This is a genomic window from Domibacillus iocasae (assembly GCF_001750285.1).
Taxonomy (GTDB): domain Bacteria; phylum Bacillota; class Bacilli; order Bacillales; family Domibacillaceae; genus Domibacillus; species Domibacillus iocasae.
In genome coordinates this window covers 71,109-97,145 of the sequence record NZ_MAMP01000025.1, presented here as the reverse complement: position 1 = coordinate 97,145, position 26,037 = coordinate 71,109, and the positions used below count along the sequence as shown (strand labels likewise).

Sequence of the window (26,037 nt, the reverse complement as noted above, 5' to 3'; positions counted from 1 at the left end):
TTGTTTCCTCCAGTTAGTTAGTTACTTTTTATCACTGAAAGAATTGTACCATATATTTAGTTGCCATAGCAACTATTAAACCTAACTTTTTTAATTTACATTTTCGCGCATTTTCGACAAAACTCTCCGCACAATCGCCAGCTCTTCTTCGGTCACCCCTGACGTAATGATACGATGAAACTCATCTGTCAACGGAATAACATGGCATTCAAGCGCCTTTCCTTCCTCCGTTAAAAAAATACGGGTTGAACGTCGGTCGCATGTTTCGATTATGCGTTTGATGAACCCCTTTTGTTCCAGGCTTGAAAGCATTCGAGTAATATTCGTTTTGTCCTTTTCCAATTGTTCTGACAGCTCTTGCTGGGTCCGCCCATCTCGTTCCCAGAGCAGCATCATAATTAAATTTTGTTCAGGCGCAAGATTAAAGCGGGCCAGCCTTTCTTTTACACAACTCGTTATTTTCAAATCTGTTTGATGAATAAAAATACTAATATATTCCTTTAACGAAATGTTCATATTTTTCTCCTTTTGAAGCATCAGACAGCGGGTTCGTCTGATGCCGAAATATGAGCGACCCTCACTAACTCGGCTTCCTCCTGAATACCGGACAGCTTTTGATAGGAGCGGCTCAGTTCAAAATTGAAGCCTGCTGCCGCTGCCGCAAAGGATTCTCTTTCCCATTCTTCGGCACTCACTATAATATCTCCACCTTTGCTTTGCTGTTGAATGCGCGCTGCCCTGTTAACAGTATGTCCAAAATAATCAAGCAGTTCATTAGCATTTACCGCAATGGTCGGTCCGCTGCACAAGCCCAGTTTAATCACAAGATCTGTATTTTGCTCCTGATTAAATGAGGGGCTTTCTGACTGAATAGCGAGTGCGGCTCGCAGCGCATTCTCCGGTTTATAAAAAGCGGCCATAACAGAGTCGCCAATCGTTTTTACAATGGCGCCATCGTGCTTTGCAATGTGGCGGCTGAGAAAATCAAAATGAGCACGAACACGCTGGTATGCTTTAGCATCGCCAATTTGCTCATACATAGCTGTTGAGCCACGCAAATCGCTGAATAAGATCGTTAACGACTCAACGCCAATTTGCTGGTCAGGAGCGATGACTTCTTTGGAAAATAAGTCCCGGAACAATTGAGTAGATGTGGCGTCTGCTGCGGTCAAGGCTTCTGCATCCCATAAAGTGGTTTCAAATACGACCACTTGCTCTTTATCACTTTCATTGTGAAGCTCGATCATTCCACCGCTTGCCGAAAGAGCTGCATTCGGCTTCGTCCACCCTTTTGATGAATAAGTAAAAGCCTGGTTCCCGCCCGAGGTAATTGCCATTATGTGATTGGTTTTCAGCGTTCGAACGCGTGATTCCGGGGGAAGCGACGGATAGTACACTTTCTGGGACCTGGACGGCTTGAGCCGATATTGGGCAAAAATATGCGGTGACCTCATCGGCCCAGCTACACAATACGTCTGATCTGCTGCCTTGCGTATCGAAGGATGCACAGAAAAGCACATTTCTACGTATCGATCAAAATTAAGATCATAGCCGACTCCGCATAAATCACAATGTATCTGCCCGGCTACTTCAGATAATGATGAAACGGTTTCTTTCGGCACACGGCAATTTGGACACATTAAATTCCAGCTTTGCGTAAGAATCCCTATTTTTGTTGCATACAGAAAAAGATGCAGCACGTCTTGACGTCCACACCCCCACCTGGCAGCGAGTCGATATGGCTTCATATGAAGCACTTCATCATCGCCCGTTTCTGTTAAATGGGCCTCAAGACAGCCAATCATTTTCTCATTCGGATATGCGGTCCGTAATTGTTCAAGCAGGCGGTCGAAACGCTGGCGGTCCACTGTATAGAAGTTTTTTTCCTGCGGCAGCTTTTTGGCTGCTTGATTTTTATTCTCTTTTATATACTGGTCTAAATAATCCATAACAATTCTTTTTAAAGATGGCAGTGCAACTACCGAGATGGCGATTTGTCCAAGTACATTGCGTTTTGTAAAATGGGCGGTTCCTGTTACTTCCGTACACTGCTTCCCATCCAAGAAAACATCTTTACATTCTACTGTCCATAATACCCGTTTAAGCGGGCCATCCTCGTATAAACGTTCAACAGAGTACCGCTGCTCTTTTAGCCATTCAAATGGATATTCACGCCATTTAAGCGATATAAAGCCAAGCACCTTTGCTTCTGCATATTTAAACATGGTCCGATCTGCAAACTGTGCTTCCGTAAAATGAACTGGAAAAAGGCCAGTTATGCGGTTTAAATGATCTGTGTCGGCTAAAAGTGTCCATACTTCAGCTCTCGGCAACGGAAATATTTTTTGAAATTGGTATGTTTTTTCTTTCGGCATCGCTATTCCGCCTTTTATAAAATGAATTAAAAAGAATCTTCGTACTGCTTCCGGATTGCCATAAAAATCTCAAGATTGTCCAAAAATAAATTTGCAAGGTTCGGGTCAAAGTGACGGCCCCGTCCTTCATCAATAAACTGGACAATTTGATGAAGCGGCCATGCCTTTTTATACACGCGGCTGCTTCCCAAAGCATCAAAAACATCTGCAATAGCTGTAATTCGCGCATACAGATGGATCTCTTCTCCTTTTAACCCGCGCGGATAGCCGGTGCCGTCCCACTTTTCATGGTGTTCGTATGCGATGACCGCAGCTGCTTTAAAAATACGGCGGGTTGAACTTTTAAAAATATTATAGCCCTCTGTTGTATGTGTCTGCATAATGGAATATTCTTCCACCGTCAGCTTGCCCGGTTTTTTTAAAATGTGATCCGGAATCGCCACTTTGCCGATGTCATGCATAGGTGATGCCAGCTCGAGGATTTGGGCCTCTGATTCCGGCAATCCAGCCAGCTTAGCCAGCGCACGTGAATATTTGGCTACCCTTTTAACATGCTGGCCTGTTTCCCGTGAACGGCTTTCGCTCACTTCCCCAATTTTAAAAATAATTTCTCGCTGCGTTTCCACAAGCTCCGAATGCAAAATAGCGGCTTGAATCGATTTCCCTGTGTAGGAGGCCGCCAGTGACAATTTTTTTGCATCCTTTTCCGAAAACCAGTCGGGCCCTTTATGGATGGTCTGATAGACCCCGATCGTCTCCTGATCAAAACTGCGGATCGGTATACAGAGCACCGACCTTGTCCGATAATTTGTTTTTTTATCGATAGCCGGGTTGAAACGCTTATCTTTATAGGCATCTTTTACAAGCACGTTTTTACCCGTTTGAATAGAATACCCTGCGAGGCCACTGTCAGCAGGCATATCAATACGATCAATCCCATGTGCCACTTTTGTCCATAGGCGGTTTTTTTCATGATCAACAAGCCAGAGGGTACACCGGTCGGCTCTTACAAGCTCGCGGCCCATCTCAGCCATTAAAATGAGCAGCGTATCCAGGTCATTTTCCCCCGAAATTTTCGCCGCATAGTCTAGTATAATTTCAAGCATTTCTTCTGCCGAAAGCTCATGCTGGATAGACCGGCTGACCTCCATACTGTTCACCTCATTCGCAAAAAAGTTCCTATGACCTAAAACGATAGTATGATATTTTTAATATATCATAATTTTATCAAGACATAGATGCCTATTTTGGAAAGTGAGGTGAATCAATGGAGCCATTTAGCTTTTTGCTGTTAGCACATTTAGTAGGAGATTACTTGTTTCAAACAAGCTGGATGGCACAATATAAAGCATCTAGATGGAGGCCTCTTCTTACGCACTGTCTCGTTTATACACTGATTGTATCTTTATTTGCCCAGCTCACTTTTGGAGGCCTTTCTCCGTTGGCTGTCGCCTTTGTGTTTATCACACATATTATCATCGACCGGCGCATATTTGTCGCCTGGTGGGTTCGTACTATTATGACTGCACGCGGACCGGAAGCGGGCTGGCTCGGTATTATCGTCGATCAAATTTTCCACTTGCTTGTTCTTGCCGCCGCGCTATACATATGAAAAAAGCTTCCTCATCAAGAGAAGGCTTTTTTCTTTTTCCAAATAACAATTCCACTCCAGGCGTACAGGAGAGAAGCTATATAAAAAATAGTGGCGATCGTCAAGAAATCAACCAGATAACCGGTAATAATGATTGCTGCCGCTGCCGCAATCGACGTCCAAAAGTGGTAACGGCCCATGTCGGCGCCGACCTGCTTTTTGTCAGCACGCCGGGCCAAAACTGCTTTTTCTGTATTTTTCTGTACAGCCCCCAACACTCCCATAACAATTTGCAGGACGTATACTTGCCATACATTCGTGACGAGCGGAAACAGTAAAAGAATGAACGCCATTGCCAGCGAATAAAAAAGCAGCAGCGTCCGGTCTCCTGACTGATCTGCCCATTTTCCAATAACAGGATATGAAAGAGCCGAGGTTAACGCAAAAAGGCCATATGCCCAGCCAAACTGTGAATAACTGTCTCCAACATTTCGAAGCAGCAGGACATAAAATGGAAAAACCATGCTGCTTGCCATAAAAATGATGCTCTGAGATAAAACAAACTGCCGATAATTCATTTGCTATACTCCTCGTAGAAATGGTTTGTAAATCGGTCATCTGGATCAACCTGCTGCTTTTTTCTAAAAAATTCATCGATACGTGGATAAGCCGTTTTCAGCTGCTCTTTTGAAGGAAAGGCGTAATAAGGCAAGTAATAGCTGCCGCGATGCTTCAAGGTGACATCAATCATTTTTCGGATGACCCTCTCGGATTTTTTCACTCCCTCTTTCGATTTGCCTTGATTGATTAGCAGAACAAGCGCAAACATATCTTCCTTTGCATAGGAAAGAACGGCCTGATCGCTTTTTTCCACATAGCGGATCGTAATATTGAGAAGATTAAAGTCATTCTCTTTTTGGAGAACAAGCCGCAGATCATCAATATAGCCGACAAATTCATCGACTGGCACAAAGTATTCCTGCAATACTTCTGTTTTTGTGCTGCTTTCATATGTCATAAAATCGGTTTCAGAGCGCATCACATTGTTCCTCGATTCATAAGCACCATTGTCTTCAAGCATGTACTGCTTTTGAATATCCCAAAAAATGTCTTTCCCCCATCCGCTGTAGCGGGAAAAGCCAAGGAAAAGCTTCGGCAGTGCAACAATCCGTTCTTTTTTTAATGTTTCATAGTCTTTTAGCAGCTGCTGGTCCTTTGCTGTTGTATAATCCGTCACGTACATTTCACGTAAAAACGAAGATGGCGCTACCGAAATACGGGCAAGGTGCATTTTAAAATCTCGATTCTCTTTGACTTCTTCCTGGAAATAGCGGCTGTACTCTCTATAGTCAAGCTCCTTCGTTTTCTTTTCGTACAATTCATTGTCCGTTAAAGAAAGCGTCACATCTAAAATAATGCCGAATAAGCCGTAGCCGCCAATCACATATGGAAAAAGATCTGCATTTTCTGTGCGGCTGACACGAATAACGGTGCCGTCCGGCTTTAACAACCGGAACGACTGGACCGTATCGATTAGCGATTCATGGCGGATATCCCGGCCGTGCACATTCACACTTAACGAGCCGCCAATCGTAAAAATATTTTGCGACTGCATGACTTTCACAGCAAGACCGTATGGGTTAATGTGCTGCTGGATATCATCCCACGTTGCTCCGCTTTGAACAGTAATTTCTTTTTTCTCCGGCTGAAAATCAATGATTTTATTAAACGGCTTCATATCAATCATGACCGCCCCCGGGTAATACGTCTGGCCGCCCTGGCTGTGCTGCATCCCGGCAATGGTGAGGTAGCTCCCGATTTGATTCGCTTGTTTTACGAGCTCCTTTAAGGTTTCTTCGCCGTCCGCCTGTTCGATTTCTTTTACCCGGGCAGGCAGAAGGTGTCCGGCATCTTCTACTGTAGAGCTGGCATAATACTGATTGTATATATAGAAGGAAGCCGCAAATAAAGCGGCATACACACAAATGAACAATCCTGCTTTCATCTCATGATCCACCTTTATGAAAAAACCATCTTTTCATAATTTTTACACATACTATATCAACAATGATCAAAACTGTCGAATAGCTAACAAAAAAGCACAAATCAGTTTTCGTGCTGATTTGTGCTTTTTATTTCGTTCGTTAGTTTAACGCGTCCATCCTCAGCAAACAAAACCCCTTCTTCCATTAAAAGACGGCGCTGCTTTACTCTGGACGCTTCATCCGGCACATTGATTTCTCCTTTGGCATTGACAACCCGATGCCATGGCAAATTGTGTTTTTCACTCATCGAATGTAAAATGCGGACAACCTGCCGGGCAGCCCGCGGACTGCCCGCAAGCCGCGCCACCTGGCCGTACGTAACCACAACACCCGGCGGTATGTCTTTTAAGACCCGGATGACGTCTTCCGTAAAAGGTGTCACTCCCGAATCCCTACTTCGATATGACGGAATGAATCAACGTCAAACAAGCCTTTGTCCGTCAGCTTCAAGCTTGGAATGACCGGCAGGCACAGAAACGATAAAATCATAAAAATGTTTTGTGATTTTTCCGCCACAAAAGCCAGCTGCTCATGCAAGTGATGCAGTTCCTGAATGACTTCTTCATACGGCTTTTCCGACATAATGCCTCCAACACGGAGTGGAACTGATGCCAAAACGCGCCCGTCTTCCACAATTGCAAGCCCGCCCTGCATGTCTTCCACTGCTTCAATCGCCACTAAAATGTCTTCATCATTCGTTCCGGCGACCACTAAATTATGCGAGTCATGGGCGACCGTTGATGCGATGGCGCCTCGTTTTAAGCCCAGCCCGTTTACAATACCCGCTCCGATACTGCCTGTCGCATGATGACGCTCGCAAACAACGATTTTCAGCTGATCCCGCTCAACATCGGGCACAAAAAATCCACCCTTTGTTTTCACATTAGCCGCAATTTTATTCGTAATAATTCGTCCCGGCACAACACCGATCACCATCGCTTTTTGGCCATCTTCAAGCGGGATTTGGAGCGCTTCTTTCGTGAGTTTCTTTATATTAATGGAGGATTTTACGGACTCCGGCACGAGCGCCGGCCGGCTTTTCACATTGTTTAGATCCACGATTTGGCCGTTTTTAATAATCGTCTCCGGCTGCAGTGTTTCTATGTTTTCCACGATTAACAAATCGGCCTGGTAACCGGGGGCTACGGCTCCTTTGTCTTGCAGACCATGGCAAACCGCGTTATTGATCGTCGCCATTTGAATCGCGATAAGCGGATCAAGACCGTGCTCCATCGCTAAACGTGCAGCGTAATTTACCGTTCCTTCTTCCGCCAATTCATCCAAATGCTTGTCATCGGTACAAAACGAAAACCGGCTGCTGTTCCGCTCATGGATGGCTGGCAAAATCGCCAGCAAATCTTTAGCCGCCGAGCCTTCCCGTACTAAAACATGAATGCCCCGCCGAACACGCGCTTCTGCTTCCTCCGCCGTTACCGCTTCATGATCATTACGGATGCCTGCTGTACTGTACACATTCAGTGCTGTATCCGAAAGCCCCGCCGCATGGCCGTCTACTGTTAATCCGGCAGCTGTTGTCATTCCTATTTTCGCCAGCATCCCATCGTCTGCATGTAAAACCGATGGATAATCCATTACTTCCGCCAGTCCAATCACTTTTTCATCGTGCAGGTAAGGGTGAAGATCATCAGCGGTTAATGTTGCCCCGTTTTGTTCAAATGGCGTGGCCGGCACACAGGAAGGCAGCTTCATTAAAATATCAATGTCTGTATGAGACGCGTCTTCAAGCATATAGTCAATACCCGTTGTACCCGCCACATTAGCGATTTCATGCGGATCGGTAACAACGGTTGTGACCCCGTGCTTGATCAGCGCCCGCGAAAATTCGGATGGTGTGACCATGGTGGATTCAATATGAATATGGCCGTCAATAAAACCGGGCATCACATATTTCCCCGAAGCATCCAATACCTTTTTCCCTTCTGGATACGTGCCAATGCCGATAATGCAGCCATCCTTAATTGCGACATCTCCCACGAACGTTTGGAGCGAAAAGACATCGACAATCATCCCATTTTGAATGATCAAATCCGCTTCTTCCGGGTGCTGCGCTGTATGAATCAATTTTTTCATAGCATCTGTCATGCCACTTCCCCCTTTATCTTTTTTGTAAGCCGTCGGCGCTTGTGAACTGTCTCACTAGTTTTTCCTATTTTACTCGAAAAGATTTGAGGTGAAAACTATTTTTGTTTCAAAATAAAAAGGCCTGTCCGCATTTTAATAAAAACGGAACAGGCCTTACCTAACATTTACACTGATTTTACGAATTGCTTTTCCACCTCCCTATAAATAGAGCTCCAGGAGCGCTTGGCAAAACAGATCGGAACGGACTGCTCATTTGCCCTTTTCTTTACGATTGCTGATAAATTATGATTCACAAAATCCGTCAGAACTAAAACGAGATCAATATGAACAGGTATACCTGTACGTACCATGTTTGTTTTTCGCCCGCTTACATGAAGCACTTCGTCAAAGCCATGAGCTGATAACTTTTCTTTTAGGCTTTCAATATTATCTCCGCCCACAATGAGCAATGAAGTCATGTCTGTCATCTCCTCCCTCTTTTATCAAAAAAAGCTGCTTATCTGTAAAAGATAAGCAGCTTTCAGTCGCCTGATCAGCTCGTTATATCGAATAGTCTTCCGGGATAAACACCTTTAACTGATTTGGACGAACAAACACGTTTTCACCTACTTTAATGTTTAATTCCCGGTATCTCTCTTTTGTTAGTTCCGCTTCGAGAAATTGGTCCGTTCTCTCCTGCTTTAGCTCAATATGCACGGTACGGCCGACTACATGTACATGAACCACTTTCGCTTGCACTGCATCATCTGCTGGCTTTTTCCGTTCGATCAAAATATCATGCGGACGCACGTACGCCAACGATCCATGATTTTCGCCGCCTGCACCATTTCTCCATTGTCCATTCTCTAATCGCCCATGAAAAACGTTGACATTTCCCAGGAAATCATACACAAACGGGCTGTTCGGATGCTCGTAAACTTCTTCCGGGCTGCCGATTTGCTCGATTTTCCCTTCGTTCATGACGACGATCCGGTCTGCCACATCCAACGCTTCTTCCTGGTCATGTGTCACAAAAATGCTCGTAATATGAAAATCATCATGCAGCCTTCTTAGCCAGCGACGCAGTTCTTTTCGTACCTTTGCATCCAATGCACCGAACGGTTCATCCAGCAGGAGTACTTTCGGTTCCACAGCAAGCGCCCGCGCTAACGCCACACGCTGCCGCTGCCCACCGGAAAGCTGTGCTGGATACCGGTCCGCGAATGCATCAAGCTTTACAAGGGAAAGAAGCTCCCTTACTTTTTCCGTGATGTCTTTTTTAGAAGGGCGTTCTTTTTTCGGGCGAACCTTTAACCCGTACGCTACATTGTCAAAGACTGTCATATGTTTAAACAGCGCATAATGCTGGAACACAAAGCCAACTTTCCGTTCGGTTGCTCGAATATGCGTTATTTCCTCATTTCCAAATAAAATAGCGCCATTATCAGATTCCTCCAGTCCGGCAATAATACGGAGAAGCGATGTTTTCCCTGAACCGGACGGTCCCAGCAGTGCCACGAGCTCGCCCGTTTGAATGTCCAGGTTAATATCACTAAGCGCTTGAAACGAGCCGAACGTCTTCGAAACTTCTTTTATTTGAATACTCATATTATGCCCTCCCGTTAACCGTGCTGTCCGGCTTTCCATTCCACTATATTTTTCAATACCAGTGTGACAATCGCCAAAATAGACATAAGCGACGCCACCGCAAAAGCAGCGGCAAATTGGTACTCGTTATATAAAATCTCGATATGAAGCGGCATTGTGTTTGTCAATCCTCGAATATGGCCGGATACGACCGATACGGCGCCAAATTCTCCGACTGCCCGCGCATTACATAAAATGATGCCATATAATAAGCCCCATTTAATATTGGGCAGTGTCACAAACCAAAACGTTTTCCAGCCATTCGCTCCAAGGGTTAAAGAAGCTTCCTCCTCCGCTGACCCCTGCGACTGCATAAGCGGAATCAATTCCCGCGCCACAAAAGGGAAGGTGACGAAAAGAGTCGCGAGTACAATACCTGGCACCGCAAACAATATTTTAATATCATGCTCGAATAAAAAATCACCGAATAAACCATGCGCACTAAATAGAAGGGCAAATACAAGTCCCGCAATTACCGGTGAAATCGCGAACGGCAGATCAATGATGGTGATTAAAATACTTTTACCTTTAAAATCAAATTTTGTGATCGCCCATGCCGCTGCGACACCGAACAAAGCATTCAGCGGCACCGTCAAAACAACAACCAGCAGAGTGAGCTTAATCGCTGACAATGCGTCCGGATCGGTGATGGAGGCTGCATAAACCCCTATTCCCTGTTCAAATGCCGTAATAAATATAGCCAGAAGCGGCAATAATAGAAATAAAAATAAAAAAGCAAGTGCTGCCGTAATTAACAAGAAGCGCACGATCAATGGTTCCTGTGCCGAGCGCTTTCCAGCTTTTGTACTACTGTATTGAAGCGGGATATGTCCAGCCATACAATCAACTCCTTAAGAATGGGCGAACTTGCGGTTAGTCCACCATTGCAGCCCATTAATGAACAGCAATAAAAAAAATGAAATAACAAGCATGACTGCTGCAATCGCTGTTGCACCCGCATAGTCGTACTGTTCAAGCTTCGTCATAATGAGAAGCGGGGTAATCTCTGTTTTCATCGGCATATTGCCGGCAATAAAAACAACCGATCCATATTCACCGAGTGCCCGCGCAAATGCAAGTGCAAAGCCAGTTAATGCTGCCGGCAAAATCTCCGGCACGATCACTTTAATAAACGTCTGAAACCGGTTTGCGCCTAAAATAGCCGAAGCCTCTTCCATTTCTTGATCAAAGTTTTGCAAAACTGGCTGCACCATGCGGACGACAAATGGAAGCCCGATAAATGTTAACGCAATCGTGATGCCGATTGGCGTAAACGCGACCTTAAACGATAAGAACTGCCCAATCCATCCTGTTTCCGCATACAGCGTCGTTAATGCGATACCCGCAACGGCGGTTGGCAGCGCAAAGGGTAAATCTACCAATCCGTCAATTACGCGCTTACCCGGGAACGAATACCGAACAAGAACCCAAGCGATCAGCACGCCGAATATCACATTAATACAGGCCGCCGCAAATGCCGCTCCAAAGCTTAATTGATAAGAGGCGACAACACGTGGCTCGGTCACGGTTGCCCTAAAGTCAGCCCAGCTCATTGAGGCTGTATTAACAAAAATCATCGCCAGCGGTAAAAGAACGAGCAGACTTACATATAAAGTTGTAAAACCGAGCGATAAGCCAAAGCCCGGTAAAATACTATGCTTTTTCCATTTCTTTTTGGCCATCTGGTCACCTGCATTTCTATTGATTATTGAAAGCGGCGAGGGGCACCCACCGCTTTTTCATTATTGAGGCTGGTAAATTTCATCAAACGTTCCACCATCGTTAAAGTGCTTCTCCTGTGCTTCTTTCCAGCCGCCAAAATCTTTATCGATCGTCACGAGGTTGATATCCGGGAACTGATCCTCATGTTTTGCCAGCACCTCTTCATTGCGAGGACGGTAGTAATTTTCCGCTGCAATTTCCTGACCCTTTTCTGTATACAGATATTCGAGATACGCCTGCGCCACTTCGGCTGTTCCTTTTTTCTCCGCGATTTTATCAACAACCGCTACCGGCGGCTCTGCCAAAATACTGATCGATGGCGCCACAATTTCAAACTCATCCTTGCCTAGTTCATTCAATGATAAAAACGCTTCGTTTTCCCACGCAATGAGTACGTCGCCGATTCCACGCTCCACAAATGTTGTTGTTGAACCACGGGCTCCGGAATCAAGTACTTCCACATTTTTATAAATGTCTCCAACAAACTGCTTGATCTTTTCTTCATCACCATTAAATTTTTTGTCCGCAAATGCCCATGCCGCCAAGTAGTTCCAACGCGCCCCGCCCGATGTTTTCGGGTTTGGCGTAATGACAGATACACCTTTATCAGCCAAATCATCCCAGTCTTTAATCTGTTTCGGATTATCTTTGCGGACAAGAAATACAATCGTAGAGGTGTATGGCGTTGAATTATCTTCAAAACGCGTCTGCCAGTCTTCTGCAGTTAACCCTGCTTTTGCCACTTCATCAATATCACCGGCAAGTGCCAGCGTGACAACATCTGCTTCAAGCCCGTCAATCACCGCGCGGCCCTGTTTGCCCGATCCACCATGGGACTGCTGAATCGTCACCTCCTGGCCCGTTTCTTCTTTCCAATGGGCCGCAAATTCCTTATTAAATTCTTCATATAATTCACGTGTCGGATCATAAGAAACATTCAGCAGCTCAACTGGTTTTTTTGAAGCAGATGATGCCTCACCGCCGCTTTCTTCTTCCGCACTGCTTCCGCAGCCCGCTAAAATGGCGGCTGTTGCCGTAATGCCCGCTAAAAATTTCAATGCAAATAGTTTGTTTTTCATCTCGAAAACCTCTCTCTCGTTAATATATATCCATATAAAAAAGGCAGACTGCTTTTAACAATGTATCGTTAAAAGAGTCTGCCTTCAGTTGGTCTGATCGGCATTTATTGAATTTTCAATTGCTTTGGCTTTTGAAATACTTGGTTTTTTTTTAATGGAAAACGCTGCTTTTCTAAACGGTCAATCTGTGTAATTTGTGAATCATGAATCACAATTTCCACCGAACCGTATTCAATTCCCTCCAGCGACTTAACGATTCGTTCGATCCATTGTTCGTCAATTTGTTTTTCTGACATCTTCAATCCCTCCATCTTTTTAAATCTCGACTAATTAAGTCGACTTTTGAATAAAAAAGGCTCCTTTTCATCTACATGCCAAAAAGCTGGATTAAGATTACAAGGAGCCTTCAGTTGTCTGATCGGCGTCTTTTTGTATGTAGTTTTTTAAACCTGAGTATTTCGGTTTGTTTTATTTGAATAATTGGATTATAGCGCATTGCTAAAATGGTGTCTACCCGTTTTTTTTAAAAAATACAACTTTTCTGATTTGTTAAGAAATCACAGGCCGCAGCTTTCCTTTTAACAGATCATCAAGTGTTGTTTGTTTGAGGATACATTAAACGGTTTATTTTACCAGTATAAAAAGCGGTTTTAATAACCCATACCCTTCAATTTGCCGGATTACTTCCTCCGGCTGTTTACTCAAAGAGCTGCCACCGTACATATTCTCCCTGGCCCGATACTTCTATAATTTATGCACTCTTATACACAACTACTCCGATACGAATTATTAAAATTATATTCGGCTTACTAAAAAATATCCACAAAAAAGCTGTCTAATTTTTTTAGACAGCTTTTAGGATATATTGTTAAACAAAAGAATACCGAATAGCTTCTTCTTTCGACAGATGCAGCACCCGGTCCAACCGTTCGCTGATTTCAGGAGCCAGCACGTAGCCCCGGTCTTCCGTTTTTTCTACCTGTGTATCCAGCACATATGCCCCGCTTAAAATGTTGTTGGCGCCCAGTGCAGACAGGACTGGCTTTAGGGCATAATCGATGGCTAGCAGATGGCCAAATGAGCCTCCAAGGACAAGTGGAAGAACCGTTTTCCCCTCAAGCCCTTTTTGCGGCAGCAAATCGAGGTATGTTTTCAAAATACCAGTGTAAGCCGCTTTATAAACAGGCGTTAAAACAACGACAATATCGGCATTAGCCACTTGTTCATTTGCTTTTAAAATCAGTTCACTGTTGAAGTTGGCAAAGATTAAATCGTCTGCCGGCAAATCGCGGACAAAAATCGTGTCAGAATCAATTCCTTCATTATTAAAGTAAGACTCCGCTTTGTCCAAAATTCCTTTCAGGCGGGACTGCTTGCTGTTTCCTCCATAAATAATCACTGCATTTATCATAGCTTGATCATCCTTTCCTTCTTAAATACTGTAAAGGAAGAAAATTTTTGTTCGTCTCGAATATAAAAAAGCGGAGTGCATTCAATCGAACGTCCGTATAAATCGCCTTCGAAGTCAAACAAATGAATTTCTGTCATTCTTTCAAACGGGAACTGAATGTTGGCTTTACCCCTACATTCATTCCCCCTTCAAATAATTGATTTTCCACGCGAATTTGCACGCCATAAACGCCATTTTCAATCCAGTGAGGTGACTGGCTCAGGTTTTCTATTGGAAATCCAAGCTTTCTTCCCATTTTCATCCCATGAACCACCTCCCCTCTAATGACCGGCTTGCTGATCCACTGTACATCTTGTACATTTACCATAGTTATCACCCTTTCGATTAAAATAGAAGAGGCCGTTTATGTGCACAATATCTGCTTCACATAAACGGCCTCTAGTTGTCCAGACGGCAAAATATCGTTTTTTTATTTTAACGGCTTAATTTGACGATGATTACTCCGGCTTATGGAACACCACCCGCTTTTTAACTTCTCCAGCCAAAATACTGTTCCCGATTGTTTCTCCAATATTTCCTCTTGAACGCCCCAAGTCTTCTCCCTGACCAAATGAAAGAAGCGGGAACACAAGCTCTGCAAACCGGTATGATTCCTCCAAATGCGGATAACCTGAGAAAATAAAGCTTTCAATGCCAATGTCCTGGTATTCCTTAATACGGGCCGCAACCGTTTCCGGATCACCAACAAGTGCCGTTCCAGCACCACCGCGCACGAGCCCGATGCCCGCCCATAAATTCGGGCTGATTTCCAGGTCTGCCTCTTTTCCCTGTCTGTGAAGAGCTGCCATCCGGCTTTGGCCGGCTGAATCGTAGCGGCTTAGTGTTTGCTGGGCTTTATCAATCACTTCATCATCCAAATGAGAAATCAGCCGGTCGGCCGCCGCCCACGCTTCCGCGTTCGTTTCACGCACAATCACATGCAGGCGGATGCCAAACCGGACCTTACGCCCTTCTTTTTCAGCCTGCTGGCGTACACTCTCCACTTTCTCCCGCACTTGTGCCGGTGGCTCGCCCCATGTTAAATACACATCGGAATGTTTCGCTGCTACTTGCTGGCCAGCTGGCGAGGAGCCTCCGAAATAAACGGGCGGTGTCGGCTGCTGAACAGGTGGAAACAGCAATTCTCCTCCTTCCGATTTAACATACTTTCCGTCAAAATCCACTTTTTCACCCGCCAGGAGGCCGTGCCAAATGGTTAAAAATTCATCCACTGCCCCGTATCGTTCATCGTGCTTGAGGAAAAGACCATCTCCTGCAAGTTCAACCGGGTCACCGCCGGCCACGACGTTAATGAGCACACGGCCGTTAGACAAGCGATCCAAAGTAGAAGTCATACGTGCGGCAACGGATGGCTGCATCAATCCAGGACGCAGAGCCACTAAAAACTTTAGTCTTGTTGTCTCCGCGGCAAGTGCCGCCGCTGTCAGCCAAGGGTCTTCGCACGATTTTCCCGTAGGAAGCAATACACCTGTGTAGCCGAGCCGATCCGCCGCTTGTGCTACCTGCTTAAAATAGGTGTGATCCGCTTCTCTTCCGCCAATATCCGTTCCTAAATAACGTCCGTCACCGTGTGTTGGAATAAACCACAAAATCTCCATTTATCTCTCTCCCTTATTAGTTAGTTCCTTGAAAACTGCTCCGCCATTTCAATAACTTGCGCTCAAGCAGCCGCACGAATGAATCCGTTAATTTTCCGACAACCGCAAAAATGATGATCCCAACAAAGACTTTTTCTGTCTGGGAAAACTGACGGGCATCCATAATCATGTAACCAACACCTGCACTGGATCCCATTAATTCCGCTACGACAAGGCCAAGCCAGGCAATGCCGAGTGAAAGTCTTACACCCAGTAAAATGCTCGGCAGCGCCGCGGGCAAAATAAGCCGGGTAATTTGATGGCGCCAGCTGAATTCGAGCACGCGCGCCACATCAAATAACTTGGCATCTACGCCCCGAATTCCGAGAAACGTATTAATATAAATAGGAAAGAACGCGCCCAGCGCAATTAACAGTACCTTGGACAATTCATCAAACCCGAACCATAAAATGAAAAGCGGTGTGACTGCCAAATGTGGAACGGTCCGAAGCATTTGCAGCGACGGGTCTAAATAGGACTCTGTTTTTTTGGAGAACCCGACCAAAATACCGAATAAAAGGCCAAGCCCGCCGCCAAGTAAAAATCCGCCTGCCGCCCGTGCAATACTAATCTGCATATTGGCGGCCAGCTCACCAGATACCGCGAGCTCGTAAAATGACAAGAGAATAGCAAGAGGTGTCGGAAGAACCGTGGCGGAGATCAATTCGGCGCTTCCCGCATACTGCCATACGGCCAAAATAATGATCGGCACGAAAAATCCTTTCAGCCATCCCGGAACCTTCCGGGCTTTTCTCACTTTTGCTGTTTTTTCTCGTCCATTCAATTCTGCGAAGGCTGCTGTTTTCATTTGTTCTCCTCCTTCTTCACCTTTTCAATAAATTGATTATCGACGACTTCTGATACATCGATTTCTTTATCAATAACGCCTAGCTTGAACTGAAAATCTGCCGTTTCCTGCTGCGCTTGAATAATTTCATCTGTGATCGGTTCGTTTAATGCTTCTGTATTGTTCAGCACACTTTCAACCACTTTTTCATCAAGTTCCTTGATGTTAGCGTAAATAGAGATCGCTTCTTCTTTATTTGCTTTTTGCCATTCAACGGTTTTATTGTACACTTCAAGGAATAGCTCCACTTCTTCCGGATTCTTCTCGGCAAACCCGCTGCGGGCAAGTGTAAATCCTGGAGAGTATGATTCGATCGTTTCCCCGTTCGCTAAAATAGAGGCATTGTTTTCAATTGTCTGCAGCGAGATAAACGGCTCCCAAATGGACCATGCGTCCACCGATCCATTTTCAAAGGCCGGCATTGCTTCATCCGGTTGCAGCTGGATAATTTCTACATCATCCGGCGATACACCAGCATCCTTCAACGCTTTATGAAGAAAGTCGAATCCGCTGCTGCCTTTGGCGACCGCTACTTTTTTTCCTTTTAAATCCTCGATTGATTCAATATCGCTGTTCTCTTTCACCAGAACAGCATTTGCTTTTAAGCCGTCCTGTGAAAGGGCAATTTCTTTAAAGGGAACGTCTGCCGCCTGCCCGCCGATAACCGGCGAGTTACCCACTTGTGAAAAATCCAGCTTGCCCGCTGCCAGCCCTTCAAATTGAGGCGGCCCGCTTTGGAACTCTGTCCATTTTACTTCGATGCCTTCTTTTTCGAATGCTCCTTCAAACCAGCCCTTCTCCTTCGCGATCCAAAGTGGGCTCAAGCTTTGCTGAATACCAATGTTAATTTCTTTTACTTCTTTTTTCTCACCGGAAGTTTGTGCGGAGCACGCTGCTAAAAGCAGTGATGCCGCGATTAAAAATAGCCATTTTTTCACGATTATCCCTCCTAAATTCCTGCACCTTCCGCATAAACAGAGTGCTCCGTTTTTTCAAATTCCTCTAATACTTTCTGGCGTAAATACTGAAACGAGGTATCTGTCCGATTTCGTGGAAACAAAAGCTCGATCGGCAGCCATTTTTGCAGGCGGCCCGGATTAGCCCGTAAAATTGCGAGCTGTGTTCCCAAGTAAATTGATTCATCAATATCGTGCGTGACCAATATCATCGTGATCTTTTTCTTTTGCCAAATATCGATTAATACGTCTTGTAAATGCTTGCGGGTGAATGCATCTAATGCACCGAACGGCTCATCCAAAAGCAGCACTTCAGGCTCTCGAAGCAATGCCCTCGCAATAGCAACACGCTGTGACATGCCGCCTGACAGCTCTGCCGGATAGGCTTTTTCATTGCCTGTCAGCCGGACAATGTCGATTAATTCCTGCACAGTTTTTTTTACATTCGGATCACGCAAATTTAAGTCTGCCGCGATGTTTTGCTCAACTGTCAGCCACGGGAACAGCCGGTGCTCCTGGAAAATAAATCCTTGACTGATACCTGGCCTTGTTACTTCACGGCCATTAATCTCCACGCTTCCGCTGTACTCTGTATCCAGTCCTGCAGCAATTTTTAATAATGTGCTTTTTCCGCAGCCGCTCGGGCCAATGATAGTGAGAAATTCTCCTTTTTGAATATCAAAGTGAATATCATCGAGCACCACTGCCCGCCCAAATGCTTTTTCGTTTACGTGAATTGAAACAGTCATGTTGCTTCTCCTCCTTAAAAGAAAACGGCCCCCTGCCTACAAGAACAGGGAGCCTTCGGTTGTCCGATCAGCGTTTATTCAAATGTCCACTTCACCATGTCACAATCACTTTTCATAGCCATCATTCCCTTCAGGTCCCAACAAAAAAAGCACACGCCTGTTTTAAAATAGGCGTGTGCTTTCGGCCGTCCGATCAGCACATTAGTTGATAAATCCTTTTCGGAATTTATATCCGATTATTTCTATACGAATTATCATAAATGTTTAAGATCGATTCGTCAACCACTTTTTTTGAAAAGAATATATACAACTGTTTTTTAAGAAAAGATAATTCCGCCATCAATCAAAACAGATTATCCTATCATATAATTTGAGTCCTCCGAAGCGAGGTAAGAAACAAAGCTGGCGACATCTTCCAGCGTTGGAAATCATGATGTCCAGCTGTCCTAAATGATCAACAACCTGCTTTACCATTGAAAAAACGTCTTCTCTATTGCTGACATCTGCTTTTTCCGCCATACTTTTTCTCCTAATTGATTCAATTTCTTTTGCAGTTTCCTGAGCGGCCTCTTCATTTATATCGTTAATGACAATATTAATACCATCATGAGCTAATCGAAGCGCAATCGCTTTTCCAATTCCTCTTCCCGATCCTGTAACAATTGCTATTTTTCCGTCATGACATTTCATTCCTTTTGTTATTACAACCCATTCGCCATCAAACGGTGCAAAAGGAAGCTGAACAGGCTCTGACCCGGAAGCGATAATAAACTTGTCTGCCTGGATGGTTTCTTTCTCGCTGCCATTTTGAACGACAATCATATGGGAGTTTAAAAAGGAAGCGCTCCCTTTTTTAACGGTAATTTTGTTCTTTTTCATTAAGTAACCAATTCCGCCCACGAGCTGCTTGACGATTTGTCCTTTTCTTTCCTGTATTCCCCCCCCCAGTTAATCACTGTTTTTCCGTCCGGCAGCTCAATCCCAAACGTTAGCGCATTCTTTACTTTTTCAACAATTTCAGCGCTCTGAAGCAGCGCTTTTGTCGGAATACAGCTGACATTTAAACACGTACCGCCCAAATATTTCTCCTCAACTAACGTGACCTGACTGCCATTTTGAATTGCTGCGATTGCCGCAATATACCCGGCTGGCCCGCCGCCAATAACCACAATATGTGTCATTCCCATGCACCGCCTTTTTTCTTTTTCAATTATGGAATGCAAGGGACGTGCCAAAGAAAAAAAGCGGCAGGATTGCAGTTTTGCATCCGGCCGCTTCAAAAAATGAGACAGTGTCCCATTTTGTCTAACAGTGTAAATTCGATTGAACCCGGTCCACATACTGCTTCGCTTCTAAAAGTCCCAATCCGGTTTGATCCCGTACATATTTTATTGCGCGTACCGTTTTTTTCCCTCGCTGAAGCATAGCTGCTACTTCCTGATCCAGCTTTTTATCCGGCTGAACGGCCATCTTTTGATTTGCGCGTGCCAGCCGTCTTTTTAAGACAATAATGTAGAGAATTAGTGCAATAATGATGAAAAAAGAGGTGAATTGTGTCATCGTCTCTTTCTTTCTCACTTTACAAGCATGATACTGGTTAAACAAAGATAAATCCAGAAAAAGCCATTTCAGAACATCTCTGAAATGGCTTTTTGATTAAAGATCCCCTGTTAAAAACTGCGCTTTGCCGAAACCAAAGCTCCAGTCCGCATCTCCATTGATCACAATGGAGATCATTACATCTTTCGGATCGATTCCGCAGCTTTCTTGCAGTTCCTCGACAATGTACTGATATAACTTTTGTTTTTGTTCTTCTGTTCTTTGTTTGCTTGTAATGCTGATCAGCACAACATCTTTTGAGCGTTCAAAGCCAAGGCCTGTGTCTTCAATAATCATTTCGTGCGCCGGGTGCTGGTGAACAATTTGGTAGCGGTCACGTTCCGGCACCTCAAACGCCTTAAGCATTCCGCGATGTGCCGCATCCAGCAGCTGTTTTAATTCTTCCTCTGTTCTTCCTTCAATGATATCAAAACGCAATAATGGCATAAATAAGTTCCCCCAGTCCTATGTATGCCTTTACTGTATCACGATTGTTATTTTATCACAATATTCTTTCAATTCATCTTTGTGGTAACCACCCACTCTCTTTTATCTCTTAACACCAGTGATTTTTTACCTATTTTAATGAATAAGAGATTTTTTTTATTGAAGACGGGTACGAGAATTATAGACATATTCTATTGGAGGAGGATTTTTTTATGTTCCGTCATCAGAAAGAATTACAGTTTGAGGTAAAGGTTGAACGTCCGGATCCACTACTGGCCCGACAAATTCAAGAAGTGCTAGGCGGACAGTTTGGCGAGATGACCGTTATGATGCAATATTTGTTTCAAGGCTTTAATTGCCGCGGAGATGAAAAGTACAAGGATATGCTTATGGATATTGGAACAGAAGAAATCGGCCACGTGGAAATGCTTTGTTCATTAATCAGCCAACTGCTGGACGGGGCCTCACCAGAAGCGCAGGCTGAAGCGGCAGAAGACCCGGCTATCGCGGCTGTTATGGGCGGTATTAACCCTCAGCACCTTCTTGTAAGCGGACTGGGCGGCCTGCCGACAAATTCAAATGGCGTGCCATGGAACGGTGCTTACATTGTCGCGAGTGGGAATTTGCTTGCGGACATGCGTTCCAACCTGCACGCGGAATCTCAAGGACGCCTTCAAGTTGCGCGTTTGTACCATATGACTAAGGATGAAGGTGTACGTGCAACATTCCGTAAAATGCTGGCTCGCGACCGTTATCATCAATATCAATGGATGGAGGCGATCGCAGAGCTTGAAGAGAAAAATGGTGTAGTCGTGCCCGCTTCTTTTCCACCGGAAGCAGAACAAGAATCACAGCCTCAAGCATATGAATTCTGGGACCTTTCAGAAGGGAATGAGTCTGCGGATGGGCCTTGGGCGAAAGGTACTTCACCTGATGGAACCGGTGAGTATGTATACTTACAGAACCCAGCACCACAGGGTCAGGTACCGAACCCAGAAGTTCCACCGACAGCGCTCCACCATGATCTAGATGAAAAAAAGATACTGAACAAGTGACAATAAAAGGAGGGAATATGATGGTAAAGCAATTAGCGATGCATGAAAAGTTAGAAGTCCATGAAGTGCTGTTGTTTAAAACGGCTTGTCTCACTAAAAGCACAACCATGCTTGAGCTCGTTCAAGATTCAAAATTAAAAAAGCTGTTAAAAGAAGATATCACGCTTTCTACTAAAGCGATAAAGGATTTACGGTCCATTCTAGCAGATGACCAAAAACCAAATGACAAAAGGACGGTGAAAAGCGATGGCTCAAAAAAACAAAAATGAAGCTGTACTAGATGATCTGGCGATTGCCACGGACTTTTTGATTACAGCGAAAGCCGGCGTTCGAAATTTAGCCGTAGCGATTACGGAAACCGCAACGCCAGAAGTTAAAAAGATTTTAAGACGAGAACTTGATAATGCCATTGATACACATGATAAAATTGCTCAGTATATGATCGAAAATGAAATGTACCATGCCTATGATTTAGATGAACAGGTGACGCATGATCTTGAAAAAGCGGACAAGGCATTAGCCATTGCTCCATCAGCTTCATCTTCAACTGGTAAAAGAAAAAGCAACAATAAGAAAAAGAACGGCAGCTAAAAGAGCTAAAAAAAAGCCAAAAGAATCTAAGAATAATTCTTAGATTCTTTTGGCTTTTTATAAAATCAAAGTGATTGCTCTTCTCAGAAGTTTAATGTCTTTCGCTATTTCTCTTTTAATAGCACCATCATTACATCGCGTATAATCCATATATAACAATTTGAGTTCCTGCCTGAAAATACATCGATCTGCTGCCTGTCCCATGATGGCCACTTCCTTTATAAAACTTTTTCTTTCTAGCGCCAATAGTAATATATACCCAATAAAAAGAAATGTACGCCTGTTTTTGGAAAGTTTTTAAACTCTTTCTTTTCCGAAAAATCATAGAAAAAAAGTCCGGTTTCCCGGACGCTTTTCTATTAAACGGTAAAAGAAAAATTGTGACCGATAAATCGACTTTACCGGTCAAACCATTTAAATATCAATATTTTTGATCACTCTTGCCGGATTGCCGCCTATCACAACATTATCGGGAACATCCTTCGTGACGACCGCCCCCGATGCGACAACAACATTGCTGCCAATCGTTACACCGGGATTCACAATTGAACCGCCGCCAAACCAAACGCTATCGCCAATTGTTACCGGCTTGGCAAATTCACGTCCTGAATTGCGCTCGTTCGGGTGGAGAGGGTGTGTTGCCGTGTAAATGTGCACGCCCGGTGCCATCATGCAGTTTCTGCCGATTTTCACTTCACACACATCCAAAATAACGCAGTCAAAATTGGCGAAAAAGTGATCTCCGACGTGAATATTGTACCCATAGTCACAGCGGAAAGTCGGCTCAATGTATACATGCTCTCCTGTTGAACCAAACCATTCCTTCAGCATCGTGACCCGAAGACCGCCTTCTTCTTCAGTTGTTGCGTTGTATAACCTTGTTCTTTTGCGGGCTTCGATGCGATCCTTCATCAATTCGGCATCCGCCGGGTCATACATTTCGCCCGCCAGCATTTTTTCTTTTTCTGTTTTCATCTATCGGCTCCTTTGTAAACGATTTCTTTTATTCTATCATTTTTAATTAATTCCACCATTTTATAAGAGCTCGGACTCCATACAAAATGGCTTCCCCACCGTACGAAATAAAGTCAATTAACACATCAGCCACATACCATCTGTCCTCCTGTTTCTTTTTTCTTATTCGGCCCATTGTGTCCGCTCCTTTTTTCTTTTTTTCATACGAACGAATAGCAGAATTTGTTTCATTTTCTTTTCCTTCCTGCTGCATGCTATAGTAAAAGTAATTATTGAACGGAGGCGGCCAGAATGCGGGCGTTTGTTTATATTATCGTCTTTTTTTCTTTTTTTGATTTGTTTACACAGCTGCCGATTATGAGCCTGTTTGCGGAATCGCTGGGGGCGACGCCTTTTTTAACCGGACTTGTTGTTGGCATGTATTCCTTTTCAAATACAATCGGTAATGTGTTGTCGGGGTTTTGGACGGACAGAAAAGGGCCGTTTCGTATTTTGGTGATGGGACTTTTTGCCACAGGAGCGGCCCTATTTATGTATCAGGCGGCAGCAGACGCCTGGTCCTTGCTGCTGATCCGGTTTGTTCACGGCTTACTGGCCGGCTTGATTACACCTGCCGCTTTTACCTATTTAGCGAATCATACGTCGAATGAGAAAAAAGGCAAAGGCGCCGCCATTTCGGGAGCATTTGTTGGCATGGCGGCGATTATTGGACCAGCCTTCAGCGGGATAATGGCGAGCCGGACAAGTGAAGCGGCCGTTCTTGGCGTAACAGCGGCGGCGATGCTGGTCCTTGCAGTGATGGCATTGATTTTGTTAAAAAAACAACCTGCCCATATTCATTCTACGCAGAAAGAAACTGGATCGCCACATGATTTTTTTCGGAACACCGGGGTGCTTAAAGCATTTATCGGCGCTTTTCTGCTCATGTTTTCACAAGGAGTTCTTGCTTATATGCTTCCTTTGAAAGTTACACGACTCGGATTTGATGCACAAACGAGCGGCCTTTTGCTAAGCACATTTGGTGTTGTCGCGATTTTTGTTTTTCTCTCACCTTTAAACCGTCTGTTTGATCGGCTTAAGCCGGAAGTGACGTTTTCATTCGGCATTGTGACGATGGGCTCAAGCCTTGTGCTGATCAGCCAGGCAGAAGCCTCTGCTTTTCTTTACTTGATTATGGGGCTTTATGGAGTTGGTTTTGCTTTCTTGTTTCCTTCTATTAATTCGTTGCTCGTCAGCACTGTTTCTTCGGAAAGCCGAGGTAAAGCGTACGGCTATTTTTATGCTTTTTTTTCGCTTGGCGTCGTAACGGGATCAACGGTTACCGGCGGACTGTCTTTAACACCACCGCAAGGACTGCTCTTCACCGGAGTCCTGCTTTGCAGTGCCGGCTTGTTTGTTATCATTCGCCATATGAAAAAAGCATCCGGCCAATAACAGCCGATGCTTTTTTCTTTATACGAGTTGGCTATTGTTAACCGGTTTTGCTGATGGCTTTCCAAAATAGTAGCCTTGCGCGAGCGGAATTCCGGCTTCCCGGCAATACTCGTATTCTTCTTTTCGCTCAATGCCTTCTGCAAGGGTTTTAATTCCGAGGTTAGAAGCAGTGTGGAGTGCCGTTTGAATAAATGATTGCTTTGTTTTATCCTGATCGCAGAATGAGACGTACGACCGATCAATTTTAATGTAGTCCGGTTTTAGCTGCTCCAGCATTTCGATTGTGGAAAAGCCCGCCCCGACATCGTCCAGCGCTACTTTAATGCCTTCTCGTTTGTATACGTTCAGTACTTTTTTCAAATGATCCACATCTTCAATTTTTTCTGTTTCCACCACTTCAAAAACAAGGTCATCCGGATTCACGTTATATTTTTCAATAATATTAAATGTATGCTTTAAGCAAAATTCCGGATTATAGATAGTAGAAGGCAAAAAGTTAATAAAACTCTTTTGGCCATCTTGAATATGTTTCTTTCGCGCCATAATAGCGCTTTCTCTTGCCTGCTTATCAAGGTACGAATGCATACCCAGTTTTTGAGCAGTACTAAATAGTCTTCCAGGCGGGATCGCCGCTTCTTCATTTGTTCTAAGCAATGACTCGTAACCGTAGACACCGCCGGAAGCTGTCTCCACAATCGGCTGCAGGAAACTGACAAATTGCCCTTTTTCGATCACACGGATGACCTCCTGATGTGAAAACCACTCTGCTACATCACGAAGCGGCGCGGTCCGAGCAGGCTTCTGGTCTCCAGGCTTGCCAATCCCCCCGATCAATCCATTGTCTTGAACCAGTTCAAGCTTCCCCTCGGCTTCTTTTATCGTTTGAAAATCAATAAAAGACCAGTTGTCTTCATTTGAAATAAATAAACGTCCCGGCTCGTAAAACCGGATCGGAATCCGGCATTCAATACAGCTTTCCGCCATATGCTCATACCCCTTTTTATAAAATAAATACACAAAAGCAGCCAATATTACTTTAGTCCCCTTCGAGGAGACAAATAAACTTTTTTTATTATAATATATAAGTATTTTTAACTAGTTTACCATATCGAAAAGAAGGCGTTCAAGCTGGAGTGTTTTAAATGGATTAAAGTTGGTTAAATTAATAAGACATGACTCTTATTCAAGGAGGAATTTGACTATGACTGCTATTGTTTTGTTTGATGGTGATTGCAATTTTTGTGATGCCAGTGTCCAGTTTATTATACAGCGCGATACCAATGGATATTTTAATTATGCTTCCCTGCAAAGTGACGTCGGACAAAAGCTTTTAAAGGAACATAATATGCCGGAGGATTTAGACAGCTTTATGCTCGTGGAAGATGGACAGGCTTATACTAAATCAGCTGCCGCCCTCCGTATTACCCGCCATTTAGACGGTGCGTGGAAGCTGTTGTACGCACTTATTGTCCTTCCAGCGCCGCTTCGTAATTTTGTGTACGACTATATCGCCGCCAACCGGTACAAATGGTTCGGCAAAAAAGATGATCACTGTATGCTTCCATCACCGGAAGTACGCCAGCGGTTTTTATAAGATAAAGGCCTGTCGAAATGCGGCAGGTCTTTTTTTTTGGTTAGAAAACCTGCCAAGCGGGTTTCCTCCTTTTCACTGTTCCATTATGATAATGCTAGTATAGTGAGTATAGTGTCGCATGATCTTTTGTTTAAAGTTTAT

At 44.3% G+C, this 26,037-nt stretch carries 33 protein-coding genes; 6 read left to right on the top strand and 27 right to left on the bottom strand.

Annotation, left to right across the window (positions count from 1 at the left end):
* Nucleotides 1-90 precede the first annotated feature (90 nt).
* From BA724_RS17315 to BA724_RS17305, 3 genes are read right to left on the bottom strand one after another with little or no spacing between them, the layout of a single operon-like run.
* Nucleotides 91-516 carry a MarR family winged helix-turn-helix transcriptional regulator gene (locus BA724_RS17315; RefSeq protein ID WP_069939912.1) on the bottom strand — a complete coding sequence of 142 codons (426 nt, stop codon included), beginning with the start codon at nucleotides 514-516 and terminating at the stop codon, nucleotides 91-93.
* A gap of 20 nt (nucleotides 517-536) precedes the next feature.
* Nucleotides 537-2,375, bottom strand: coding sequence for an adenylate/guanylate cyclase domain-containing protein (locus BA724_RS17310; protein WP_069939911.1), 1,839 nt, complete (start codon nucleotides 2,373-2,375; stop codon nucleotides 537-539).
* Between the two features lie 26 nt (nucleotides 2,376-2,401).
* On the bottom strand, nucleotides 2,402-3,526 hold the full coding sequence (locus tag BA724_RS17305; protein WP_069939910.1) for an HD domain-containing phosphohydrolase: 1,125 nt from the start codon (nucleotides 3,524-3,526) through the stop codon (nucleotides 2,402-2,404).
* 116 nt (nucleotides 3,527-3,642) lie between these two features.
* Here BA724_RS17305 and BA724_RS17300 point away from each other — a divergent pair, with 116 nt between their 5' ends.
* Nucleotides 3,643-3,987 (top strand): DUF3307 domain-containing protein, encoded by a 345-nt coding sequence (locus BA724_RS17300; protein ID WP_069939909.1) that lies wholly within the window; start codon nucleotides 3,643-3,645, stop codon nucleotides 3,985-3,987.
* 14 nt (nucleotides 3,988-4,001) lie between these two features.
* Here BA724_RS17300 and BA724_RS17295 read toward each other — a convergent pair whose 3' ends face one another.
* From BA724_RS17295 to BA724_RS17205, 21 genes are all read right to left on the bottom strand, one after another.
* On the bottom strand, nucleotides 4,002-4,544 hold the full coding sequence (locus BA724_RS17295; RefSeq protein ID WP_069939908.1) for an MFS transporter: 543 nt from the start codon (nucleotides 4,542-4,544) through the stop codon (nucleotides 4,002-4,004).
* Nucleotides 4,541-5,971, bottom strand: a complete 1,431-nt coding sequence (locus BA724_RS17290) for an FAD-binding oxidoreductase (RefSeq protein WP_069939907.1) — start codon at nucleotides 5,969-5,971, stop codon at nucleotides 4,541-4,543. Before BA724_RS17290 ends, BA724_RS17295 begins: the two co-directional genes overlap by 4 nt.
* Before the next feature lie 101 nt (nucleotides 5,972-6,072).
* On the bottom strand, nucleotides 6,073-6,393 hold the full coding sequence (locus BA724_RS17285) for an MGMT family protein (protein WP_069939906.1): 321 nt from the start codon (nucleotides 6,391-6,393) through the stop codon (nucleotides 6,073-6,075).
* Nucleotides 6,390-8,114 (bottom strand): adenine deaminase, encoded by a 1,725-nt coding sequence (ade, locus tag BA724_RS17280; RefSeq protein WP_245676259.1) that lies wholly within the window; start codon nucleotides 8,112-8,114, stop codon nucleotides 6,390-6,392. The genes BA724_RS17285 and ade overlap by 4 nt, the downstream gene beginning before the upstream one ends.
* Nucleotides 8,115-8,278: 164 nt before the next feature.
* On the bottom strand, nucleotides 8,279-8,581 hold the full coding sequence (locus tag BA724_RS17275; RefSeq protein WP_342670014.1) for a DUF2325 domain-containing protein: 303 nt from the start codon (nucleotides 8,579-8,581) through the stop codon (nucleotides 8,279-8,281).
* 73 nt (nucleotides 8,582-8,654) lie between these two features.
* Nucleotides 8,655-9,701, bottom strand: coding sequence for a sulfate/molybdate ABC transporter ATP-binding protein (locus BA724_RS17270; RefSeq protein WP_069939905.1), 1,047 nt, complete (start codon nucleotides 9,699-9,701; stop codon nucleotides 8,655-8,657).
* 14 nt (nucleotides 9,702-9,715) lie between these two features.
* Nucleotides 9,716-10,579, bottom strand: a complete 864-nt coding sequence (cysW, locus tag BA724_RS17265; protein ID WP_069939904.1) for a sulfate ABC transporter permease subunit CysW — start codon at nucleotides 10,577-10,579, stop codon at nucleotides 9,716-9,718.
* Nucleotides 10,580-10,591: 12 nt separating this feature from the next.
* Entirely contained in the window at nucleotides 10,592-11,422 is an 831-nt protein-coding gene (gene cysT, locus BA724_RS17260) for a sulfate ABC transporter permease subunit CysT (protein ID WP_069939903.1), read from the bottom strand.
* Nucleotides 11,423-11,482: 60 nt separating this feature from the next.
* On the bottom strand, nucleotides 11,483-12,541 hold the full coding sequence (locus BA724_RS17255; RefSeq protein ID WP_069939902.1) for a sulfate ABC transporter substrate-binding protein: 1,059 nt from the start codon (nucleotides 12,539-12,541) through the stop codon (nucleotides 11,483-11,485).
* Nucleotides 12,542-12,645: 104 nt separating this feature from the next.
* Nucleotides 12,646-12,837, bottom strand: a complete 192-nt coding sequence (locus tag BA724_RS17250) for a YezD family protein (RefSeq protein ID WP_069939901.1) — start codon at nucleotides 12,835-12,837, stop codon at nucleotides 12,646-12,648.
* 572 nt (nucleotides 12,838-13,409) lie between these two features.
* Nucleotides 13,410-13,952 (bottom strand): NADPH-dependent FMN reductase, encoded by a 543-nt coding sequence (ssuE, locus tag BA724_RS17245; protein WP_069939900.1) that lies wholly within the window; start codon nucleotides 13,950-13,952, stop codon nucleotides 13,410-13,412.
* Nucleotides 13,949-14,089, bottom strand: coding sequence for a riboflavin kinase (locus BA724_RS19270; RefSeq protein WP_083256285.1), 141 nt, complete (start codon nucleotides 14,087-14,089; stop codon nucleotides 13,949-13,951). The genes ssuE and BA724_RS19270 overlap by 4 nt, the downstream gene beginning before the upstream one ends.
* On the bottom strand, nucleotides 14,086-14,319 hold the full coding sequence (locus tag BA724_RS18160; protein ID WP_083256284.1) for a riboflavin kinase: 234 nt from the start codon (nucleotides 14,317-14,319) through the stop codon (nucleotides 14,086-14,088). The genes BA724_RS19270 and BA724_RS18160 overlap by 4 nt, the downstream gene beginning before the upstream one ends.
* A 130-nt stretch (nucleotides 14,320-14,449) precedes the next feature.
* Nucleotides 14,450-15,610, bottom strand: coding sequence for an FMNH2-dependent alkanesulfonate monooxygenase (ssuD, locus tag BA724_RS17240; RefSeq protein ID WP_069939899.1), 1,161 nt, complete (start codon nucleotides 15,608-15,610; stop codon nucleotides 14,450-14,452).
* A 16-nt stretch (nucleotides 15,611-15,626) separates the two neighbouring features.
* Entirely contained in the window at nucleotides 15,627-16,457 is an 831-nt protein-coding gene (locus tag BA724_RS17235) for an ABC transporter permease (protein WP_069939898.1), read from the bottom strand.
* Nucleotides 16,454-17,434 carry an aliphatic sulfonate ABC transporter substrate-binding protein gene (locus tag BA724_RS17230; protein WP_069939897.1) on the bottom strand — a complete coding sequence of 327 codons (981 nt, stop codon included), beginning with the start codon at nucleotides 17,432-17,434 and terminating at the stop codon, nucleotides 16,454-16,456. Before BA724_RS17230 ends, BA724_RS17235 begins: the two co-directional genes overlap by 4 nt.
* A gap of 11 nt (nucleotides 17,435-17,445) precedes the next feature.
* Nucleotides 17,446-18,201: an ABC transporter ATP-binding protein gene (locus tag BA724_RS17225; protein ID WP_069939896.1), complete on the bottom strand. Its 756-nt coding sequence runs from the start codon at nucleotides 18,199-18,201 to the stop codon at nucleotides 17,446-17,448.
* A 339-nt stretch (nucleotides 18,202-18,540) separates the two neighbouring features.
* Nucleotides 18,541-19,080, bottom strand: coding sequence for an SDR family NAD(P)-dependent oxidoreductase (locus tag BA724_RS17220; protein WP_069939895.1), 540 nt, complete (start codon nucleotides 19,078-19,080; stop codon nucleotides 18,541-18,543).
* Nucleotides 19,080-19,382 (bottom strand): FAD-dependent oxidoreductase, encoded by a 303-nt coding sequence (locus BA724_RS18940; protein ID WP_245676257.1) that lies wholly within the window; start codon nucleotides 19,380-19,382, stop codon nucleotides 19,080-19,082. Before BA724_RS18940 ends, BA724_RS17220 begins: the two co-directional genes overlap by 1 nt.
* A 124-nt stretch (nucleotides 19,383-19,506) precedes the next feature.
* Entirely contained in the window at nucleotides 19,507-19,761 is a 255-nt protein-coding gene (locus BA724_RS17210) for a ribosomal protein L7/L12 (protein WP_069939893.1), read from the bottom strand.
* A 96-nt stretch (nucleotides 19,762-19,857) separates the two neighbouring features.
* A complete protein-coding gene (locus BA724_RS17205; RefSeq protein ID WP_069939892.1) occupies nucleotides 19,858-20,247 on the bottom strand; it encodes a tautomerase family protein in 390 nt (129 codons plus the stop codon).
* A 212-nt stretch (nucleotides 20,248-20,459) separates the two neighbouring features.
* Between BA724_RS17205 and BA724_RS17200 the strand changes: the two genes are divergently transcribed.
* From BA724_RS17200 to BA724_RS17190, 3 genes are read left to right on the top strand one after another with little or no spacing between them, the layout of a single operon-like run.
* Complete coding sequence (locus BA724_RS17200) at nucleotides 20,460-21,302, top strand: manganese catalase (protein WP_069939891.1); 843 nt, start codon at nucleotides 20,460-20,462, stop codon at nucleotides 21,300-21,302.
* A gap of 20 nt (nucleotides 21,303-21,322) precedes the next feature.
* Nucleotides 21,323-21,571 carry a spore coat protein gene (locus tag BA724_RS17195; RefSeq protein ID WP_069939890.1) on the top strand — a complete coding sequence of 83 codons (249 nt, stop codon included), beginning with the start codon at nucleotides 21,323-21,325 and terminating at the stop codon, nucleotides 21,569-21,571.
* Entirely contained in the window at nucleotides 21,549-21,893 is a 345-nt protein-coding gene (locus tag BA724_RS17190) for a spore coat protein (RefSeq protein WP_069939889.1), read from the top strand. Before BA724_RS17195 ends, BA724_RS17190 begins: the two co-directional genes overlap by 23 nt.
* A 414-nt stretch (nucleotides 21,894-22,307) precedes the next feature.
* Here the strand turns inward: BA724_RS17190 and BA724_RS17180 are convergent, their stop codons facing one another.
* A complete protein-coding gene (locus BA724_RS17180; protein ID WP_069939887.1) occupies nucleotides 22,308-22,868 on the bottom strand; it encodes a maltose acetyltransferase domain-containing protein in 561 nt (186 codons plus the stop codon).
* A gap of 46 nt (nucleotides 22,869-22,914) precedes the next feature.
* Nucleotides 22,915-23,043 (bottom strand): hypothetical protein, encoded by a 129-nt coding sequence (locus tag BA724_RS19095; protein WP_281182026.1) that lies wholly within the window; start codon nucleotides 23,041-23,043, stop codon nucleotides 22,915-22,917.
* A 116-nt stretch (nucleotides 23,044-23,159) separates the two neighbouring features.
* Here BA724_RS19095 and BA724_RS17170 point away from each other — a divergent pair, with 116 nt between their 5' ends.
* Nucleotides 23,160-24,302, top strand: coding sequence for an MFS transporter (locus BA724_RS17170; protein ID WP_069939885.1), 1,143 nt, complete (start codon nucleotides 23,160-23,162; stop codon nucleotides 24,300-24,302).
* A gap of 18 nt (nucleotides 24,303-24,320) precedes the next feature.
* Here the strand turns inward: BA724_RS17170 and BA724_RS17165 are convergent, their stop codons facing one another.
* The gene (locus BA724_RS17165; protein ID WP_069939950.1) at nucleotides 24,321-25,286 is read right to left on the bottom strand and encodes an EAL domain-containing protein; all 966 of its coding nucleotides are present in this window, start codon (nucleotides 25,284-25,286) and stop codon (nucleotides 24,321-24,323) included.
* Between the two features lie 217 nt (nucleotides 25,287-25,503).
* On the opposite strand from BA724_RS17165, the gene BA724_RS17160 reads away from it, so the two are divergent.
* A complete protein-coding gene (locus BA724_RS17160) occupies nucleotides 25,504-25,896 on the top strand; it encodes a thiol-disulfide oxidoreductase DCC family protein (RefSeq protein ID WP_069939884.1) in 393 nt (130 codons plus the stop codon).
* The last annotated feature ends 141 nt before the right edge of the window (nucleotides 25,897-26,037 follow it).

Coding starts and splice junctions, on each gene's coding strand:
- BA724_RS17315 (WP_069939912.1), bottom strand. CDS start 516: ATGAACATTTCGTTAAAGGAATATATTAGTATTTTTATTCATCAAACA.
- BA724_RS17310 (WP_069939911.1), bottom strand. CDS start 2,375: ATGCCGAAAGAAAAAACATACCAATTTCAAAAAATATTTCCGTTGCCG.
- BA724_RS17305 (WP_069939910.1), bottom strand. CDS start 3,526: ATGGAGGTCAGCCGGTCTATCCAGCATGAGCTTTCGGCAGAAGAAATG.
- BA724_RS17300 (WP_069939909.1), top strand. CDS start 3,643: ATGGAGCCATTTAGCTTTTTGCTGTTAGCACATTTAGTAGGAGATTAC.
- BA724_RS17295 (WP_069939908.1), bottom strand. CDS start 4,544: ATGAATTATCGGCAGTTTGTTTTATCTCAGAGCATCATTTTTATGGCA.
- BA724_RS17290 (WP_069939907.1), bottom strand. CDS start 5,971: ATGAAAGCAGGATTGTTCATTTGTGTGTATGCCGCTTTATTTGCGGCT.
- ade (WP_245676259.1), bottom strand. CDS start 8,114: ATGACAGATGCTATGAAAAAATTGATTCATACAGCGCAGCACCCGGAA.
- BA724_RS17275 (WP_342670014.1), bottom strand. CDS start 8,581: ATGACAGACATGACTTCATTGCTCATTGTGGGCGGAGATAATATTGAA.
- BA724_RS17270 (WP_069939905.1), bottom strand. CDS start 9,701: ATGAGTATTCAAATAAAAGAAGTTTCGAAGACGTTCGGCTCGTTTCAA.
- cysW (WP_069939904.1), bottom strand. CDS start 10,579: ATGGCTGGACATATCCCGCTTCAATACAGTAGTACAAAAGCTGGAAAG.
- cysT (WP_069939903.1), bottom strand. CDS start 11,422: ATGGCCAAAAAGAAATGGAAAAAGCATAGTATTTTACCGGGCTTTGGC.
- BA724_RS17255 (WP_069939902.1), bottom strand. CDS start 12,541: ATGAAAAACAAACTATTTGCATTGAAATTTTTAGCGGGCATTACGGCA.
- BA724_RS17250 (WP_069939901.1), bottom strand. CDS start 12,837: ATGTCAGAAAAACAAATTGACGAACAATGGATCGAACGAATCGTTAAG.
- ssuE (WP_069939900.1), bottom strand. CDS start 13,952: ATGATAAATGCAGTGATTATTTATGGAGGAAACAGCAAGCAGTCCCGC.
- BA724_RS19270 (WP_083256285.1), bottom strand. CDS start 14,089: ATGACAGAAATTCATTTGTTTGACTTCGAAGGCGATTTATACGGACGT.
- BA724_RS18160 (WP_083256284.1), bottom strand. CDS start 14,319: ATGGTAAATGTACAAGATGTACAGTGGATCAGCAAGCCGGTCATTAGA.
- ssuD (WP_069939899.1), bottom strand. CDS start 15,610: ATGGAGATTTTGTGGTTTATTCCAACACACGGTGACGGACGTTATTTA.
- BA724_RS17235 (WP_069939898.1), bottom strand. CDS start 16,457: ATGAAAACAGCAGCCTTCGCAGAATTGAATGGACGAGAAAAAACAGCA.
- BA724_RS17225 (WP_069939896.1), bottom strand. CDS start 18,201: ATGACTGTTTCAATTCACGTAAACGAAAAAGCATTTGGGCGGGCAGTG.
- BA724_RS17220 (WP_069939895.1), bottom strand. CDS start 19,080: ATGAAAAAGAACAAAATTACCGTTAAAAAAGGGAGCGCTTCCTTTTTA.
- BA724_RS18940 (WP_245676257.1), bottom strand. CDS start 19,382: ATGACACATATTGTGGTTATTGGCGGCGGGCCAGCCGGGTATATTGCG.
- BA724_RS17210 (WP_069939893.1), bottom strand. CDS start 19,761: ATGACACAATTCACCTCTTTTTTCATCATTATTGCACTAATTCTCTAC.
- BA724_RS17205 (WP_069939892.1), bottom strand. CDS start 20,247: ATGCCATTATTGCGTTTTGATATCATTGAAGGAAGAACAGAGGAAGAA.
- BA724_RS17200 (WP_069939891.1), top strand. CDS start 20,460: ATGTTCCGTCATCAGAAAGAATTACAGTTTGAGGTAAAGGTTGAACGT.
- BA724_RS17195 (WP_069939890.1), top strand. CDS start 21,323: ATGGTAAAGCAATTAGCGATGCATGAAAAGTTAGAAGTCCATGAAGTG.
- BA724_RS17190 (WP_069939889.1), top strand. CDS start 21,549: ATGGCTCAAAAAAACAAAAATGAAGCTGTACTAGATGATCTGGCGATT.
- BA724_RS17180 (WP_069939887.1), bottom strand. CDS start 22,868: ATGAAAACAGAAAAAGAAAAAATGCTGGCGGGCGAAATGTATGACCCG.
- BA724_RS19095 (WP_281182026.1), bottom strand. CDS start 23,043: ATGGGCCGAATAAGAAAAAAGAAACAGGAGGACAGATGGTATGTGGCT.
- BA724_RS17170 (WP_069939885.1), top strand. CDS start 23,160: ATGCGGGCGTTTGTTTATATTATCGTCTTTTTTTCTTTTTTTGATTTG.
- BA724_RS17165 (WP_069939950.1), bottom strand. CDS start 25,286: ATGGCGGAAAGCTGTATTGAATGCCGGATTCCGATCCGGTTTTACGAG.
- BA724_RS17160 (WP_069939884.1), top strand. CDS start 25,504: ATGACTGCTATTGTTTTGTTTGATGGTGATTGCAATTTTTGTGATGCC.